The sequence below is a fragment of the Dictyobacter aurantiacus genome (assembly GCF_003967515.1).
Lineage (GTDB): Bacteria > Chloroflexota > Ktedonobacteria > Ktedonobacterales > Ktedonobacteraceae > Dictyobacter > Dictyobacter aurantiacus.
This window is the reverse complement of sequence record NZ_BIFQ01000001.1, coordinates 190,737-207,411: the sequence shown is the minus strand read 5'-3', so window position 1 is coordinate 207,411 and position 16,675 is coordinate 190,737. Positions and strand designations below refer to the sequence as shown.

The 16,675-nt window shown below is 52.3% G+C and carries 15 protein-coding genes; 10 read left to right on the top strand and 5 right to left on the bottom strand.

Annotation, left to right across the window (positions count from 1 at the left end; translation table 11 throughout):
* Positions 1-80: 80 nt before the first annotated feature.
* The gene (locus KTT_RS00880; RefSeq protein ID WP_126594188.1) at positions 81-968 is read left to right on the top strand and encodes a hypothetical protein; all 888 of its coding nucleotides are present in this window, start codon (positions 81-83) and stop codon (positions 966-968) included.
* On the opposite strand, the gene KTT_RS00875 is transcribed toward KTT_RS00880, so the two are convergent.
* The gene (locus KTT_RS00875; RefSeq protein WP_126594187.1) at positions 921-2,177 is read right to left on the bottom strand and encodes a YihY/virulence factor BrkB family protein; all 1,257 of its coding nucleotides are present in this window, start codon (positions 2,175-2,177) and stop codon (positions 921-923) included. The genes KTT_RS00880 and KTT_RS00875 overlap by 48 nt on opposite strands.
* A 271-nt stretch (positions 2,178-2,448) precedes the next feature.
* On the opposite strand from KTT_RS00875, the gene KTT_RS00870 reads away from it, so the two are divergent.
* Entirely contained in the window at positions 2,449-2,733 is a 285-nt protein-coding gene (locus tag KTT_RS00870) for a J domain-containing protein (RefSeq protein WP_126594186.1), read from the top strand.
* Between the two features lie 23 nt (positions 2,734-2,756).
* Here the strand turns inward: KTT_RS00870 and KTT_RS00865 are convergent, their stop codons facing one another.
* Positions 2,757-3,482 (bottom strand): zinc ribbon domain-containing protein, encoded by a 726-nt coding sequence (locus tag KTT_RS00865; protein ID WP_126594185.1) that lies wholly within the window; start codon positions 3,480-3,482, stop codon positions 2,757-2,759.
* A gap of 558 nt (positions 3,483-4,040) precedes the next feature.
* On the opposite strand from KTT_RS00865, the gene KTT_RS00860 reads away from it, so the two are divergent.
* On the top strand, positions 4,041-6,137 hold the full coding sequence (locus tag KTT_RS00860) for a DNA gyrase/topoisomerase IV subunit B (RefSeq protein ID WP_235845560.1): 2,097 nt from the start codon (positions 4,041-4,043) through the stop codon (positions 6,135-6,137).
* 72 nt (positions 6,138-6,209) lie between these two features.
* The gene (locus KTT_RS00855; RefSeq protein WP_160145553.1) at positions 6,210-8,636 is read left to right on the top strand and encodes a DNA gyrase/topoisomerase IV subunit A; all 2,427 of its coding nucleotides are present in this window, start codon (positions 6,210-6,212) and stop codon (positions 8,634-8,636) included.
* Between the two features lie 148 nt (positions 8,637-8,784).
* Here the strand turns inward: KTT_RS00855 and KTT_RS00850 are convergent, their stop codons facing one another.
* Both KTT_RS00850 and KTT_RS00845 read right to left on the bottom strand, forming a co-directional pair.
* Positions 8,785-9,270 carry a DinB family protein gene (locus tag KTT_RS00850; protein WP_126594183.1) on the bottom strand — a complete coding sequence of 162 codons (486 nt, stop codon included), beginning with the start codon at positions 9,268-9,270 and terminating at the stop codon, positions 8,785-8,787.
* Between the two features lie 144 nt (positions 9,271-9,414).
* On the bottom strand, positions 9,415-9,765 hold the full coding sequence (locus KTT_RS00845) for a DUF4342 domain-containing protein (protein WP_126594182.1): 351 nt from the start codon (positions 9,763-9,765) through the stop codon (positions 9,415-9,417).
* Positions 9,766-10,108: 343 nt separating this feature from the next.
* Here KTT_RS00845 and KTT_RS00840 point away from each other — a divergent pair, with 343 nt between their 5' ends.
* A complete protein-coding gene (locus KTT_RS00840; RefSeq protein WP_126594181.1) occupies positions 10,109-10,522 on the top strand; it encodes an EVE domain-containing protein in 414 nt (137 codons plus the stop codon).
* A gap of 43 nt (positions 10,523-10,565) precedes the next feature.
* Entirely contained in the window at positions 10,566-11,408 is an 843-nt protein-coding gene (locus tag KTT_RS00835) for an aminotransferase class IV (RefSeq protein WP_126594180.1), read from the top strand.
* Between the two features lie 265 nt (positions 11,409-11,673).
* Here the strand turns inward: KTT_RS00835 and KTT_RS00830 are convergent, their stop codons facing one another.
* On the bottom strand, positions 11,674-12,297 hold the full coding sequence (locus KTT_RS00830; protein ID WP_126594179.1) for a helix-hairpin-helix domain-containing protein: 624 nt from the start codon (positions 12,295-12,297) through the stop codon (positions 11,674-11,676).
* Between the two features lie 267 nt (positions 12,298-12,564).
* Between KTT_RS00830 and KTT_RS00825 the strand changes: the two genes are divergently transcribed.
* The 4 genes from KTT_RS00825 (at position 12,565) to KTT_RS00810 (ending at position 16,589) form a co-directional block, all read left to right on the top strand.
* Positions 12,565-13,290, top strand: coding sequence for a spheroidene monooxygenase (locus tag KTT_RS00825; RefSeq protein ID WP_126594178.1), 726 nt, complete (start codon positions 12,565-12,567; stop codon positions 13,288-13,290).
* Between the two features lie 183 nt (positions 13,291-13,473).
* Entirely contained in the window at positions 13,474-14,718 is a 1,245-nt protein-coding gene (locus KTT_RS00820) for an NAD(P)/FAD-dependent oxidoreductase (RefSeq protein WP_126594177.1), read from the top strand.
* A gap of 138 nt (positions 14,719-14,856) precedes the next feature.
* Positions 14,857-15,090: a mycoredoxin gene (locus KTT_RS00815; RefSeq protein ID WP_126599329.1), complete on the top strand. Its 234-nt coding sequence runs from the start codon at positions 14,857-14,859 to the stop codon at positions 15,088-15,090.
* A gap of 326 nt (positions 15,091-15,416) precedes the next feature.
* Positions 15,417-16,589 (top strand): cysteine desulfurase family protein, encoded by a 1,173-nt coding sequence (locus tag KTT_RS00810; protein WP_126594176.1) that lies wholly within the window; start codon positions 15,417-15,419, stop codon positions 16,587-16,589.
* The last annotated feature ends 86 nt before the right edge of the window (positions 16,590-16,675 follow it).

Here is a 16,675-nt window from a genome sequence, read left to right as displayed (position 1 = left end):
ATTATTGCGTGCATGCTATAATACCGCCACGACACCGGCACGGTGAGCGAACGCTGTAAGAGGTCAAATGAGGAGACGTTATGGGTGTGTATATGGGTATCGATTGTCTACCCGCGGACTGGAGAATCTGCCTGGCACAGGATGAAACTCCCTTAGAATGGAAGCATTTTCAGGATGATGGTGTGCTGCAGACCTATCTACAACAAGCGTGTTTCCGTTATCCTGATATCAGCATCGCGGTTGCCACGTCTGGCGAAAACAGGTTTATGTCTCTGGCTCAATGGCGTGATGAACCAGTAATGGGAGAGCAAATTTGTGAAGATGCAGCCTCGTTTCTTCTCCCCCTTTCTCTGCAGGGGCATCTTTTGCCTTCTGTTCAATATTTACCCACAATCGCAGCACATAAGCGCGCCATGCGCCCGAGTCTCGGTTCAGCCGCTAGCATATGCCACATCGCCTATCTGCTCTATCAGATGAGGATGCAAGATGCTCCATGGTTAGAGCTTACCTTCTACTACCTGGAATTGCTGGACAATGCCTATCGGCTGGTGGTTTTACAACATGGACAGCTGGTGGATGGATCTGGTGAATGGAAGGTATTGCCGGTGGCGGATTGCAGAGAAGTGGATAGTCAGAAGAGAAAAGATGTAGAGAGGCAGGCGCTTCTGGAACAACTGACGAGAGAACTGGCTGCTATGATGGCTATCCATCACATTGAAGATATTGTTGTCCTGGATCATACCACACAACCGGCCGCCTTGCGCAAAGAAGTAATCATTGATCACTTTGCTGATCGCTATCGATTTTTTCATTATCCTCAGCTTGAAACCGAGCTTGCGGACTTTGAAGCCGCGCAGGGGGCCGCTCTTTGCGCATATGGGCTGAGTCGGCCCGGCCTGGCTGCGGAAGTCGTGCGGCAGTTATTTGCCACTACGAATGCGGAACATCTCAATGACCATCGCCAGTAATGATCCAGCGACAACCGCCAGTGTGGTAGAGCCTTTGCCTGGTTGCTTATTTTTATCTTTATCTTTCTCGTTCTGTTGTGCCTGCCTCAACTGACGACGACTAAGTTGCTGTTGGTGCTGCATATTGCGCTGCTGATTTTTCTCTTCGTGCTGGCGTGTGCGCGCAATATGCGTGTAGTCGGCGCGATCCGTGGGCTGTGAGTCGACATGGCTTGGAGACTCTGCCTCTGGACGATCCTGATTGAGTTTGCCACCCATCGTGCTCACGAAGGTCGCCAGGTCATTGGGCAGGGGGCGAACCTTCTCGAAGAAGAAGGCGTTCACTTCCGCGCCCAATATCAGGATGACCGCGAAGTAGTAGAAGAATACCAGCAGCACGACCGCGAAGCCAATCTGTCCCTGGTAGTTCCCCATAAAGCGAGACGTATAGAACGGAAACAGCGCGATAAAGATTTCTAGCAAGACGGCCGAGACGATAGCTCCTTGCCAGCTATTACGGGGATTGATGCGCTGATTAGGCACAATTATATAGATCGCTTCAAACAACAGAAACGCAGCGATCAGGCCACCGATGTAGCCTCCTACCTGAATAGTGATTGGATTGTCGGCCAGGGTTGATAGAAACGGAATAGCCTTTAGTGCAGGATTATTACCAACGATATTAAGCATTATCGAAGGAAGTGTAGCCGCAAAGACCATAATAGGGACAAGGATGGTAAAGATCAACATCATGCCGATAGCGATCGCGTTTTGCCTCAAGGCAGGTCGAGGGCGTACGCGATAGATGATATCCAGTACATGCTCGATGGCTACGAAGAGGCGAGAGCCGCCAAAGACAGCCAGCACAACGGCCAGAACAGCCAGGAAGCCAGCCGACTTGGCCAGGCGGTCGGTAACACTGGCAATCAGATCCTTCTGTGCCGCACCCAGCCCAGGGATTTTACTGAGCGCATCCAGGATGTTGGCGCTATGCTGCGTGCCTGGAATAGCCATAAAGATAAAGCCTAAAATTGCTACAATGGCAATGGCGATGGGAAGCATCGCAGTTAGCAGGCTATAGGCCAGTGCACCTGAAAAGGTCGTTCCCCAGTCATTGCTGAACTTGCGCAAAAACAACTTCATCGGTTTCGTATTTTTTTCCGCCGTAGACATCACATTCTTGGATGTTGATTTGAGTGAATTATCCTTGTTCGAATTCTCACTTGCCATAGAAACACCTCACTTATAGCTGGTAAAAGAGTATTTGGGATAATACCGGTGTGAAATGGTCTGTTTTCAGCAGAGATAGTCAGTTATATAGCATGAAATGTCAGGCCAGCCAGCCAGTCAGGTGTCTACAGAAATCCGATACTATAGAACTTCTATTCCTGCTATGTATTTTACGGGTGATGCTTGATAGGCGTTTCATTGTGTGAAAGAATAGCGTATAGTATAGGCAAATGTAACAGTAGCATCTGCCCGATGAGTAGAAAAGAAGAAAATGAGCTCAAAACCGCCAAGATCTTTTGTCTTTTTATTATGGGATGCGGTACGGATCGGGGTGCGGACGTTCTGGCAGAGTGGTGCCAATCCCGCTCGCCCCATTGTACAGCGGCAACAGGCTCTGGCTGTGTTGGGATTGCCTGCGAATGCAACCCCGGAACAGATTAAGCGGCGCTATCGCAAACTGGCGAAACGCCATCATCCGGATTGTGGAGGGGATCCTAAAGAGATGCAGCGTATCATTGCTGCCTATGAGTACCTGGCGAAAGAACATGCCAGGTAAGATAGGCAGGTCGCGGTGATATGTTATGCCAGGCGTGCTCCACAGCTATTACAGAACCGTTTGCCGGGACGACAGCGTGCTCCGCATTGGTCGCAGAAGATGGCCTCTGGCTGCCCTGGGGGGGGAGCGGGCGTGGGATTGACGACACGCTGTGGTGCTGGTGGTTGCTGAGGAGCCGCCGCTGCTGTAGGTGCGGAAGCAGGCCTGGCCGGGGCCACCGCTGAGGGACCGGCGGGTTGCTGTGCTGATTCAGCTGGCTGCTGGTTGCCAGACTCCTGAACCGACTGAATTGTTCCATGAATGGTTTTGGCTGCTTTTACCGCCATGCCACCCAGCGTACTGGCGATCTTTAACCCTTTGGCGATATCGTCCATATCTTTCTGCAACCGGTGGGTAGGGGGCAGCAGCGTAGAATCTGAAACTTTCGTAAAGTAATTCGGACCAACCTGTATACCAGAGCCATCAGGAGGAAGGTGAGCCTGTTCACTGCCGCCGTTATTAAACTGCAGATAGACCAGCAAATCCTGCTGTGTATACGTCCCTTCCATGCGCGTTTCAGGCGCAGCAGGTGAAACCTGCTGCCCTTTGAGCAATGATTGAGCGGCATTGGCAGCGCGGCTCCGGGTTTGCGTTGTCAGTACAAAACTGCCATTTGACTGGAGCACCAGTCGATCGATGCGGGACGTAAAGTAATCCAGACCAACCCCCGAACTATGTACGCACTCATATTGACCAACAATAGGTTTCATATTGTTGACCCCCCCTTATTCCCAGGAATATTGTAGTAAGAACGAACTATTGTATACTATAGCACTTTATTGGCGTGCGCGTCCGCGCAGTGGACGCGCTGGTTCTTTTAAGTGGTGTGTTGGTGCATGGGGGCGCATCCGCGCCCCCATGCACCAACACACCATGGATTGCTGAGCACCGCAGGTGCGAAACGCCATGCAGGCCGCAAGTTATAAGGGGACGTGAGAGCTCCGCATGTGCAGCCGCGCTGGTACTGTGTATTATCGCATGGAATGTTCATCCATGCGCTCCATGCGATAACTCAAAAATAGCCCAAAGGGGTAGAGTTATTGATCATTTGCCGAGTCGTTTTATAATGTTCAATGCCGCAGCTCACGAGAGCATTTCCATTTTCATTTTTGAGGACAAGAATAGAGACGTACAAGCCTTATGAGAACACATGATCAAAAAGCTATTGGGAATTAGAACTTTTGGTCCAATCCCATCTTGACTTTCAGGAATGAAGGCTGTATGCTGAATAAGCAATCAAAGCATTCTGAAGAGAGGTAAAAGGGTAGATGTTTCGTTCCCCCAATGCACTCCCTCCTCTACGAGATGAGTCGGATGCCACACATGAGCAACTCTCTCTCTTTGATACGAGGAGAACAGGTGAACATACTGAAGAAATGATTTTAAATAAAGCAGAAGCAAAACAAGCGACACGCACCAAAAAGAGTGCAACAACCTATTCATCAGCAGATATCCAGGTACTGGAAGGTATCGCTGCTATCCGACATCGCCCGGGCATGTATATCGGTTCTACGTCTACCTCTGGACTGATCCACCTGATCTGGGAAGCATTAGACAATGCTGTGGATGAGGCGGTCGCGGGATATGGTAAACACATCTGGGTGCAGATCGACCGGGATGGGTGGGTGACAGTTCGCGACGAAGGGCGCGGTATGCCTTTCGATCCAATGCTCTATCAGGGAGAATATTTGCCAGCGGCTACCGTTATTTTGACGGTGCCTCATTCGGGCGGAAAATTTGCTGAGGGGGCATATAAGACGGCGGGTGGTTTGCACGGCGTGGGTTCGACAGTTATTAACGCGCTCTCCGAAAAACTCGAATTGACGATCTGGAAAGATGGCCAGCAATTTTATCAAACATTTAGTCGTGGGACGGCTATGCCGCACCAGATTACACCATGCGATCCCAAACTGCACGGCACCCAACTGCGCTGGTTATATGATAGTTCAATCTTTGATCCAGATGTCTATTATTCTCTGGAATCATTAGAGAGTCGTCTCAAAGCTGCCACCTATCTTAACCGTGGCGTGACCTTTCATCTTAATGCCTGGGACGACGCCACGAACGAGCAGGTTGAGCGCGTCTTCTATTCGCGCGACGGCTTGCCTGATTATGTACGCGACCTGGCGACGACCACTAATACGCCGTTATTCAAGCATGTCATCAGCATCATGAAAGAGAAAGATGAGGTGCGGGTCGAGGTTGCCTTGCAGCCAACGTCTGGCTATAAAATCTCCATGTACAGCTATGCCAATGCTGTGAGAACACGCGATGGTGGGGTACATGAAACTGGTTTTAAAGCCGCGCTCACCAAGGTCGTGAATGACTATGCGTTAAAATGGAACATCATTAAAAACCGCGAACGCGATGGCTTCAGACCAGAAGTGATCCAGCAAGGATTAAACGTTGTTATCTCGGTGAAGCTCACCAATCCCCAATTCCAGGGGCAGACCAAGGATCGCCTGAACAATGCACCTGTCGAGGGTCTGGTGCGTTCCGTGGTTGATGAAGGCCTCAAAGACTGGTTTGAGTCCAATGTCAGTGCAGGCAAAGAGTGGCTCAAGAAGATCCAACAGATGCAGAAAGCCCGCAATGAGGCACAACTGGTAGAAGAACTGGCGCGTGCTGGTAACAAAAAGAGTGGCGAACTGATCGATACCAGTCTGTCGAAAAAGTTTTTGCGCTGCAACACCAGTGATTCCTCGCGTGCCGAGCTTTTTATCGTAGAGGGTGATTCCGCCGGTGGTAGCGCCGGTCAGGGCCGTTTCTCGGATTTCCAGGCTGTGCTCAAGTTGAAGGGAAAGCCACTAAACGTGGCCAAGGCCGACTTGAAGAGCATCGTTGAAAATGAGGAGATTCGCACCATCATCAACGTGCTGGGCACCGGTACACGCGACACGTTTGACCTCAGCCGTCTTAAATTTAGTCGCATTATTATCGCCACCGATGCCGACGTGGATGGGTTGCACATTCAATGTCTGCTCTTAACCCTGTTTCATCAGGAATTCAGCGAGCTGATCGAGTCGGGACATGTCTATATCGCTTGTCCACCGCTCTATTCGGTCAAATACAAAAACAAGGTGCACTGGCTACTGGATGACGAGGCACGCATCCAATTTATTCGTCTGCATCCAGACGCGCAGAATCTCGAGTTCAAGCGTTTTAAAGGCCTGGGAGAGATGAATCCCAAAGAATTGCGCGATACCACCCTGGATCCCGCAAGACGGATGCTCAAGCGTGTCACCATGGAAGATGGAGTCCTGGCAGCCAGGCTTGTTGCAGAATTGATGGAAGATAAAAATGCGGAGCGTAGACGTACATTCCTGGCCGAACATTCCCGCAAAATTAAGGAACTGGACGTATAACAGATGGCTAGTAATATAACAGAAACAGATTCTTCTGGAACGGGAATTATCCGCGAAGATTTTTCTGTAATTATGTCGCAAGCCTTTGCGACTTATGGACTTTCGGTGGTTACCGATCGTGCCCTGCCCGATGCGCGTGACGGTCTCAAACCTGTGCAGCGACGCATTCTAGCAGGGATGCTTGACGCGCGCTATCTCTCGTCGCGGCCCACGGTCAAGAGCGCTGAAGTTGTGGGACTGATTCTCGGAAACTATCATCCTCACGGGGATGTCTCGGTATATGAAGCTGCGGCCAGGATGTCGCAGCCCTTTACCATGCGCTATCCCTTGATTGAGGGTCAGGGCAATATGGGGAGTGAAGATGGCGATGCGCCCGCCGCCTATCGCTATACCGAAATGCGGCTCTCGCCGCTGGCAGAAGCCCTGATGGCAGATATCGAGCGCGACACCGTGCCGCTACACCCTACCTACAAGCAAGATCCCAAGGTGCAGGAGCCGGATTACCTGCCTGGCCGTATACCGCCCATTGTCAATCCTTCAAGCGGTATCGCCGTTGGACTTTCCACCAATATCCCTCCCCATAATCTAGGCGAAGTGATGCGGGCCTGTATCGCTTTGCTGGATCATCCCGATATGACGGTTGAGCAGATCATGACCTATATCCAGGGGCCAGATTTCTCGCAGGGCGGCCGCGTTATTGGCATTGATGGTATTAAAGATTATTTCACCACCGGCAAGGGACGCATCATTGTGCGCGCGGACGTGCGGCTGGAAGAGACGCCGCGCAATCGTGCGCTGATTGTTACCCAGATCCCTCCCATCGGCCGTGATAAGCTCAAAGCCTCCATCGTTAAAGCGATCAACGCGCGCAAGCTCGAAGGTTTAATGCCCGATCTACGTGATGAGAGCGACACCGAAAAAGGGACACGTATCGTGCTGGAACTGCGTAAAGACGCGGACGCCGCGCAGACGTTGATGCAGCTGTTCAAAGAGACGGATCTGCAGATCGCGCTCTCGTTCCAGATGGTTTTCCTCTTTGGTGAATCGATGCAGCCCGGTCGACAACCGAAGCAGGTGGGCGTCGTTGAGCTCCTCAACTACTGGAATGGGCATCAGATAGATGTCTTTACCCGGCGCACACAGTATGATCTACGCAAGGCCCAGGAACGGCTGCACGTGGTCGAGGGACTGGTGATAGGTGCCGCCAATGCCGAGCAGATCGTCAAGATCTTTCAGCAGGCTGAAGATCGGACGGCGGCGCGCAGAGAGATCGAGGCCCGTTACAAGCTTACCGCCATTCAGTCTGATGTTATCGCTTCGATGACCCTGTCTCAGGTAACGCGTCTGGATAGCAGCAAGTATGCACGCGAACGGGAAGAGCTCCAAACACGCATTCAAGAGCTGCAGCACCTGCTCGCTGACCGTAAGGCTCTGATCACTGCCTTGAAGAAAGAGATGCAGCAACTCATCAAACAATTTGGTGATGAGCGACGCACCATCATTGATGCTGAAAGCCATGTGCTGACACCAATTGAGAAGGTTGAGAGCCTCCACGAGCGCGAACCCTTGCTGATTGGCTTTACCCGCAACAATGCCTTGAAGGCGTTGCCTATAGACACGTACAGGCCGAAAGGCAAAAATGGCAATGCAGTCTATACGCCGGTGCGGGGAGATGAGCAGCTGCGCCAGCTGGTCGCGGCAACGACACAGGACTACCTGTTATGTGTATGCTCAAGCGGCCGGGTCTGCCAGATCGCCACGCACCGCATCCCGGTCACTACGCGCTCAAATAAGGGTGAGTTCATCCATGATCTGCTGATGCTGGCTCCCAATGAAGAGGTTGTCAGCGTGCTCCCGGTTGATGCTTATGACGAGGACCGCTACCTGGTCATATTTAGCGCTTCTGGCAAGGTTAAGAAATCGCCCCTGAGTGAGTATAAAGCGACCGATGTTGATGGCATTCAGGATATGAAGCTGGCCGATGGTGACACGGTGGCTACCGCCCTGATCTCTTATGGGCGTGGAGAATACATCGTTTCGACCGATAACGCCCTGACGTTACGTTTCAGTGATGAGCAGCTGCGTAGCCAGGGACGTGGCGGTCAGGGGGTTGCCGCGATTGCCCTGAATAAGGGTGGTACTGTTGTAAGCGCCTCTTACCTGGATAGCGAGCCGGCCATTGAAGCTGATCGCGATATCTTTAGTGTGACCAACCTGCTGGTAGTCACCGAGAGTGGAAAAGCTAAAAAGGTCCCCATCGGTCAATTTGCCCAGAAAGGACGAGCGACCGCTGGCGTTCTTACCATTGAATTGGCCGCTAATGACCATGTGGTGCAGACTATGCTGGCGCAAGAAGATGACACCTTCTTGATCATTGTGGCAAATGGCAAGAATGAACAGGCCATCGTCAAGAAGGCCGCGGATATTAAAACCTTTTTGCGTTCCCATGCAGGAGAAGCGATCGTCACCGGACCGGTGCATAGAATCATCAAGTTATGAGCGCCGCCGCGACCCCGAACCATAGGTTCGGCCCTCGCGGCCGATTTCCGCTTCACGCACACCCATGTCCACCAAACGTGAGGATCATGGAAACGAATGTGTGATGCATATTCGTGCGGCGAGGAGAAATCGGCCGCGAGGGTCGAACCTACGGGTGGCCTGTCGTTGTCAGGGCTTGCTTGATGCGCTCTATCTGCTGCAGGTGGATTTCTCCATGTTCTAGATATGTCTGGAAGAGGTCATAGAGGCTGAGTTTGCCGCGTTCAGCATGGGTGCTGGTTAGTTCCCACGACTGGGAGGGTAGAAGGGCGAGCAAAGCCGCGCTGGAGGCGCGGAGATCTGTAAACAGCTTTAGAGCCAGGCGATAATCCTGCTGGCGATAGAAAAGCGTTTTGCTCCATGCATCTTCATCATAGACCGCCAATAGAGAGTCTCGTTCTGCCAGGGTTTTACGTAGTCGCCAGAAGCCAACCGCTTCGCTGTCAGCCAGATGAATAATAACCTCATGAATCGTCCATTCACCCTCAATGGGTGTTTGTAGAAGTTGCTCTTTGCTCAATCCTTCGACGGCCCTGGCAATCTGTGTTGGAATAGCCGCATATTGTTCTAGTTGTTCACTTGTAGCAACGGGCATGCACAGAATATCCTTTCGCTTATACAAATGTCATCGTTATCTGGTTATTATATACCATTAAGTTGAGGTTTCTAGGGAAGCGAAAAAGCCCCGGCGGAAAACTCTCTTCCGCCAGGGCTTTTTCCCTGTATGTGATGTGGTCGCTTAGAGGGTGGCGCCACCGTCGAGCTTTACTTCATCAACGCTATGCTCCCCGGCCAGATCGGCTGGGTTGGTCGTTGGCGCATCGGTACGAACCACTTCAATTGAGCACTGGCCGATCAATGCGCCCAGAACGCCCAGGGCGGCCCAGACGGGTGCGATGGCGATACTGGCAACGCCAAGGGTCAGGGGAAACTCAATGATTGAGCGGCCCTCCTGCTTGATGATGATGCGGCGTACATTGCCCTCATGGACAAGTTCTTTCACCTTGGCCAGTAGCTGCTCTCCAACAACTTGTAGCTCTTCTACTCCATAGCCTGATTTGGGCTCGAGATTTGGATCTGTCTGGTTCATACTAAAAGCTTCTCCTTATATGCGTCTACAATAACGCTTCCGATAGAATCTTCAACAATATTTAGTAGATGCGTAAACAGATGTATCCTCGTAGAAGCAACCGGCGCCTGGTTTGTTTTACGATGAACATGGATGTCATCAATTTGTTGACTACACCTTGTATACGTAACAGAACGGCTTTTGGTTAGATAAATCCGCATGCACTTTTGTAGGATATTTTTCGTGGTGGCTCTATACGCCTGTATTTTTGTTTGCTATGATGAAATTATGATTATATACTGCATCCTCGCGGCTCAATGACCTGTTGCCTGAAGCAGAGCGAAGATGCAGGGAAGGAATGTAGATGGCGTATTTTTTAGCAAAAACTGATCCAGAGACGTATTCAATCGAGCGTTTTGCGTCGGAGAAAGAGACGGTATGGGATGGGGTACGTAATGCGCAGGCCGTTCGTGTTATTCAAACCATGCATCCCGGTGATATGGTTTTGATTTATCATAGCATGAGTGCCGCGGCGATCGTTGGACTGGCTCGCGTGACCTCTGATCCGCGCCCCGCTGTTGATGATGCCAGAAGCTGGGTGGTTGATATGGCATTTGTGCGCCAGTTCCCACAGCCGGTCACCCTGAAAGCGATTAAAGAGACCCATCTTTTTGATGATTGGAGCCTGATCCGTCAGAGCAGACTTTCAACGATGGCTGTACCCGACACGTTTGTGGCCTGGTTTCAAAAACAGTATCCAGCCAATGCATTAACTTGATGATATAGAGCAGCTATAAGCTTGCGAGAAAGAGGTAAGAGCTATGGATGAGCAGGCATGGTGGTATGTCAACGGTAACTGGGTGCATCCGCATGAGGCGAGCATCTCGATCAATGACGTTGGGGTTTTACGTGGCTATAGTGTCTTTGAGTCATTGCGCACCTATCATCGCCGTCCATTCCATCTAGATGAGCACCTGCAGCGTTTATACCGTTCGGCTCAGTTGATCGAATTAGATGTTACCTTTTCTTTTGATGTTTTGAGGAATATTGTGCTAGAGAGTATTGAGCGCAATACGTACGAACACACCACCATTCGTCTGCTGGTGACAGGTGGTATTAGCGAGGACGGTGTGTTGCCCGCCGGTCAATCCGGACTGGCCGTCATGGTTACGCCGCTAGCTGAGCGAGATATGGAGCGCTTTAGCCGTGGCTGTAAGCTGATCACGACTCATCTCACACGTGCCTTGCCCGAGGCTAAAACGTCTAATTACGTCTCCGCGATTCGAGCCCTGAAGGAGGCAGCCCAGCAGCAGGCCAGTGACGCGCTCTTTGTCAATGAGCATGGTCACGTGTTAGAAAGTACCAGGAGTAATTTTTTTGTCTTCCATGGTGACACATTGATTACGCCTCAGCACGAGGTGCTCATCGGCGTGACCAGGAATGTTGTCTTAGAGCTCGCACGTGGGCGGTTCGCTGTTGAAGAGCGTCCCATTCATCTTCATGAGTTGGGTAGCATCGACGAAGCATTTATTACTTCATCTTCAAAAGAGATCACACCGGTGGTGCAGATCAACGATATAGTGATTGGCAATGGAAAACCAGGAGCGCGTACGTATGAGCTGGAGCAACGTTTTATTGAGATGGTTGAGCAGGGAAACTTTTAGAACATGTCTTACCCTTGTCATATAGGGGCACGTCAGCGCCCCCGCGCGGCCGCGCTGGTTTTGTGTGCTGGTGCATCGGGTGCGCATCCGCGCACCCGATGCACCAGCACACAAAGGACTCTTGAGCACCGCAGGTGCGCAAACTCAAGCATGCTCAGAGCGATGATCGTGAGAGTCAGACACGTTCTTAAGATTTTCTCTCCCCTAATTTGATTATGTATCAAGAAGGGTAATACCGTAGATTCGGGCTTCGAGCCCGAATCTATTAGGCCGCGCCACGCGGGGCACTATGATTGGCTGTTCTGTTCTCTGGCAGTAGTTGTTCCGCGGCCGCTTTCAGGCGCGCCTCGCTGCGGGGGCCAAATCCTGGCAGCTTACGAATGCGTTGCTGCTGAGCCGCCCACCAGAGCTTTTCGATCGAATCGATCCCTAATTCTTGATTGAGCCGAATGGCGGTATAGGGACCAACATGTTCGACGGACATCAATGCAATGACCCCATGGGGAAGGGTGTCCATACAGAAGCCGTTGTTGATGGTCATGGTACCTGACTCGACCAGTTCCCGAATACGGCTATGCAAACGTGTACCGAGGCCAGCAATGGGCAACTGTTCTCCACGCGCCAGGATATCGGCAGCGGGTTCATCAAGCTCTAAAATGCCGCGAGCAGCGTTGCGATAGGCCTGGATGCGATAGACATTGCTATTTTGCGCAGACAGCATATCAGCGATCTCTGAGAGCACCTCAGCGATCTGTCGATTGGTAATTTTTGGAGTCGGTTCAGGTTCTTTTTCCATACCTGGCAACGTAAGCTGAGCAGTATTCTTGCTAGATCTGGGTAGAAGCGTTGGCATGATATGAACCGTCTGGGTAATTTGCATAATACTCATATACGTTGCTCCCCCTGTTCGATGTGTAACGTCCTATATAGGGAAATTCTTTTTCTGGCTAGTAAAAACGGAGAACATACGAGGGACGAAGGATGAAAAGATACCAAAAAATGAATGCTCAAGTGTTCGAAATCTTGTTCTAATTATAGCATTTTTTCGAGCTTACGTCAAATAAAACATTGCCCTATCAGGGCAGTCTACAGGCGGATCGAAGTAGGGTGAGGATATTTTATTTGAGAGCTTATAGTAGAGAAAAGAAAACAGTATATGAATATTGCTGATCACGAGCCGGTTGTCGCGTTCACCCTGGCTCGATATCCACGCCGGGAGCGTGTACGGACTCTGGCGCACCTGGGTCTTGATCGCTGGCCGCTCGCGCACGTTCCCGGTCTGCGTTTCTGGCGTTTACTCGGGGTGGGGCAGGGACGGGTCTTTGATCCGCACGCTGATCTGCAGCGCTACGCCCTGTTTACCGTCTGGCGTTCGCTGGAGGATCTGCGGCGTTTTGAAAGCACGTCAGCCGTGATGGGACGCATCTATCAACGCGCGGAAGAATTCTGGACTGTGCATATGCTGCCTGTCAGCTGGCATGGCACATGGGGTGGTAATGATCCCTTTCAGGGGTTCTCGGCTGCTCTTCCCTCTCAATCAGATCCATGGATTATCCTGACTCGTGCCACCATACGCCCAGGGCGGGTGAGGGCGTTTCTGCAGGCTGTGCCAGCGGTCGCCGAGCAACTGCTTCAACAGCCAACCCTGCTGCAATCGGTTGGCGTGGGAGAGGCGCCTTTGTTTTACCAGGCAACGCTGAGTATCTGGTCTACATTACCTTCGGTAAAGCAGTTTGCATATGGGCCTGCCGCGCATGCTGATGTCATCAAACGAACGAGGAAGGAGCAGTGGTACAGGGAAGAAATGTTCGCGCGCTTTCGCCCGCTGGCCTCCTTTGGAACCTGGGACGGTATAGATCCGCTTGGCACGCTGACTGAATAGTATACGGGTAGTATTGAAATGCAGCAGGGTGTTTTGTCTATCAGTATAGACAGTCCAACATAGTTCGACTATACTAACCACGATAAGAGTGAGAAACATGCCCCTGTATGCATCCCTTGAACGTTTCATGGGAATGATGGGCAACGTTTTCTTTATGCATCATTCTCCTAAAGAAGGACTTCCATGTCAGACGATTATAATGTGCTCGTAGTGGGCGGTGGGCCTGCTGGTCTGGCGGCTGCAGAGACCGCTGCCAGGCGAGGCGTTCGCACACTGGTTTTAGAGCGTCAAAACGAAATTGGTTATCCTATTCATACCAGTGGTGGGACCTGGATCAAGGATATGCAGGCACTGGGAATACCTGAACACCTGTATCATCCGGTCAAAACTGTCTATTTCTTAACTCCACATCGGGAAGTTTCGTTCCAGTATAATCCTGCGGTTGCCTGTGTGGTAGATATTCGTGGTTTATACCAGCACCTTGCCGCCCGCGCGGTAGCCGCTGGCGCGGAACTGCGTGTGCGTCATACGGTAGAGCAGGCGCTGCTCGAGCAGGGACGCGTCGTTGGTGTCACGGCCAAGACCCACGTCAGTGAGCGCATGACGGTGCATGCTGATGTCACTATTGACGCCTCCGGCTTCTCGCGTCATATTGGTGTACGTTCCGACATGGGTGGGGCATTTCATCGCTATGGGTTTGGGGCAGAATACGATCTTTACGCTCCCAACTATCCTCAGGATGAGCTGTTTCTGATTATGGGGAGCGCCTTTGCTCCACAGGGGTACGCCTGGGCCTTTCCACGTGGCAACGGCCGCGTTCGCCTGGGCGTGGGCGTGATCCATCCTGATAATGATGAGGATGCACGTGTATACCTGGACCGCATCATGCGCGAGATCCCACAACTGGCACAACGTTTTAAAGGCGCCAGCCCCCTGGAATACCACACCGGGCTCTTCCCTTCCGAAGGCACTCTGCCTGCGTTCTCGCGCGATGGTCTGTTGCTGGCCGGTGACGCCGGTGGCCATGGTTCCACCCTGGTAGGTGAGGGCATTCGATTCGCGATTTATTCGGGTCAGATGGCTGGTGAGACTGCCGCTGAAGCCGTTCAGGCTGGCGATACCTCGGGCGCCTATCTGTCGCGCTTTGATCAGCGCTGGCGTGCGCGCTTTGCGCGTGACATGGATATCGCGTATATGATCAACAAGCACATCACGGCATATAGCGATGCCCAGTGGGATAGCTCGCTGGATCTTCTCAAGCGCCTCACCCCGGCTCAGGCTGCCCAGGCTTTACGCGGTGATTTTACCGCCAGCCTGGTGATGGGCATTCTGGCGCGCAATCCGTCTCTGATCGCCACGGGCGGCAAGCGCTTCCTTGACAGGATGCTAGAGCGCATCAACAAACCTGTGGCGGTAAGCGTCCAATAGAGCTGAATGGGAATAAGCGCCCATGGCTGAGTGTTAGAGATAGCAGAAGTTATATGCACAACCCACGCGGGATATATCAAGGAGAAGACTGTGTCTGAAGCTAACGTGGAGACCCCACAAACGGAAAAAAAGATTACTATGTATGCAACTACCTGGTGTGGTGATTGCCGATTCGCCAAGCGCTGGTTTGATTCACATGGTATCGCGTATGACTATATTAATATCGAGGAAAACGAGCAGGCTGCTGACTATGTCACGAAGGTCAACGGCGGTTCGCGTACCGTTCCAACCATCGTCTTCCCCGACGGATCGGTCCTGGTTGAGCCCAACGCCCGCGATCTGTCTGCCAAGTTTCCCGAGCTGGCGAAATAAGAAGCTATGTGCTTCGCGGTCAGTGTACTGACCGCGAAGCACAGCCCCTCTCATACGAAAAGAGCGCCAGCAACGCGTGCCTGACACGCGTTGCTGGCGCTCTTTTCGTATTTTTCTCGCGTCACGCTGGGGACAGGTGAGTGCCCCCGCACGCGCGTCCGCTGCGCGGCCGTACTGGTTTTTGTGAGCGGGTGCAAAAGCTCAGACGTGGATAGGAGCTTTTTGTGGGCTGGTAGCGTAATCTATACATGTGCGCTATGCTATAAAAAAGCATAATTACGAAGAAGCTGTAGCTTAGGATAGCTACGTTGGAGGGGATTAACATTATGGCTCATCCAGGTCTCAAAGACGGTCCGATCTATCTTGACTATAACGCCACAACACCGGTTGATCCAGGTGTTGTTGACGCGATGTTGCCGTATCTCTCCACCTACTTTGGTAATCCGTCCAGCGCGCATGCATACGCACAGGTAACTCGTATGGCGATGGCTACGGCGCGAGAGCAGGTGGCACTGTTGCTCGGATGTATCCCTGAGGAGATAGTTTTTACCAGTTGTGGCTCAGAAAGTAATGCGCTGGCTATCCGGGGGGCCGCCCTGGCCAATCGCTTTCATGGCAACCACATTATTACCCAGGTCACCGAGCATCCCGCGGTCATCAACGTATGTAAGTCGCTGGCGCGCTTGCACGGTTTTCGCATTACTTATCTGCCGGTCGATAAATATGGGCGTATCGATCCCGCTGAATTAGAGGCGGCCATTGACGAGCAGACGACGCTGATCTCCATCATGTATGCCAACAATGAGACGGGGACCATACAGCCGATCGCCGAACTGGCCGATATCGCTCGTCGGCATCGCGTTCTCCTGCACACAGACGCCTCACAGGCCGTCGGGAAGGTCCCTGTAGATATTGAGAGCCTGGGCGTCGACTTTTTAACGCTGACAGGTCATAAGTTGTACGCGCCCAAGGGTATTGGTGCTTTGTATGTGCGGCGTGGGCTCCAGCTAGAGCCACTCCTGTATGGTGGAGGGCAGGAGTCTGGTGTGCGTGCCGGTACCGAAAATGTTGCCTTTATGGTCGCGCTGGGAGCGGCGGCCAGCCAGGCGCGCGAGAAGCTTCCGAGTAGCAAAGCGCGCTTGCAGCAACTGCGCGACCGATTGCAGCAGAAACTGGAGCAACGCTTGCCGCATGCCACCCATCTGAACGGGCATCCTTCGGATCGATTGCCGAATACCTTGAACATCAGCATTGATGGTGTTCTGGGAGAAGAGGTGCTTGAGGCGACTCCGGGGATTGCCAGTTCTACAGGATCAGCCTGTCATGAAGGCAATACTGAACCATCCGCCGTGCTGACCGCGATGGGACTCTCGCGCGAACGCGCCCTGGGAGCGCTACGCCTGACATTGGGACGTTGGACGACTGAAAAGGAGGTCGATGCGGCTGCCGAGCAGGTGGCGCAGAGCGTGCAGGTGCTGTGGAGCAAGCGTGATAGCTAAAGTATATAACTAGAGCAGCCCGGCCTTACTGTTGTATAGCGCGGCCGGACTGGTGCGACGGCAGGCAAAGCATATGCTTACCTGCC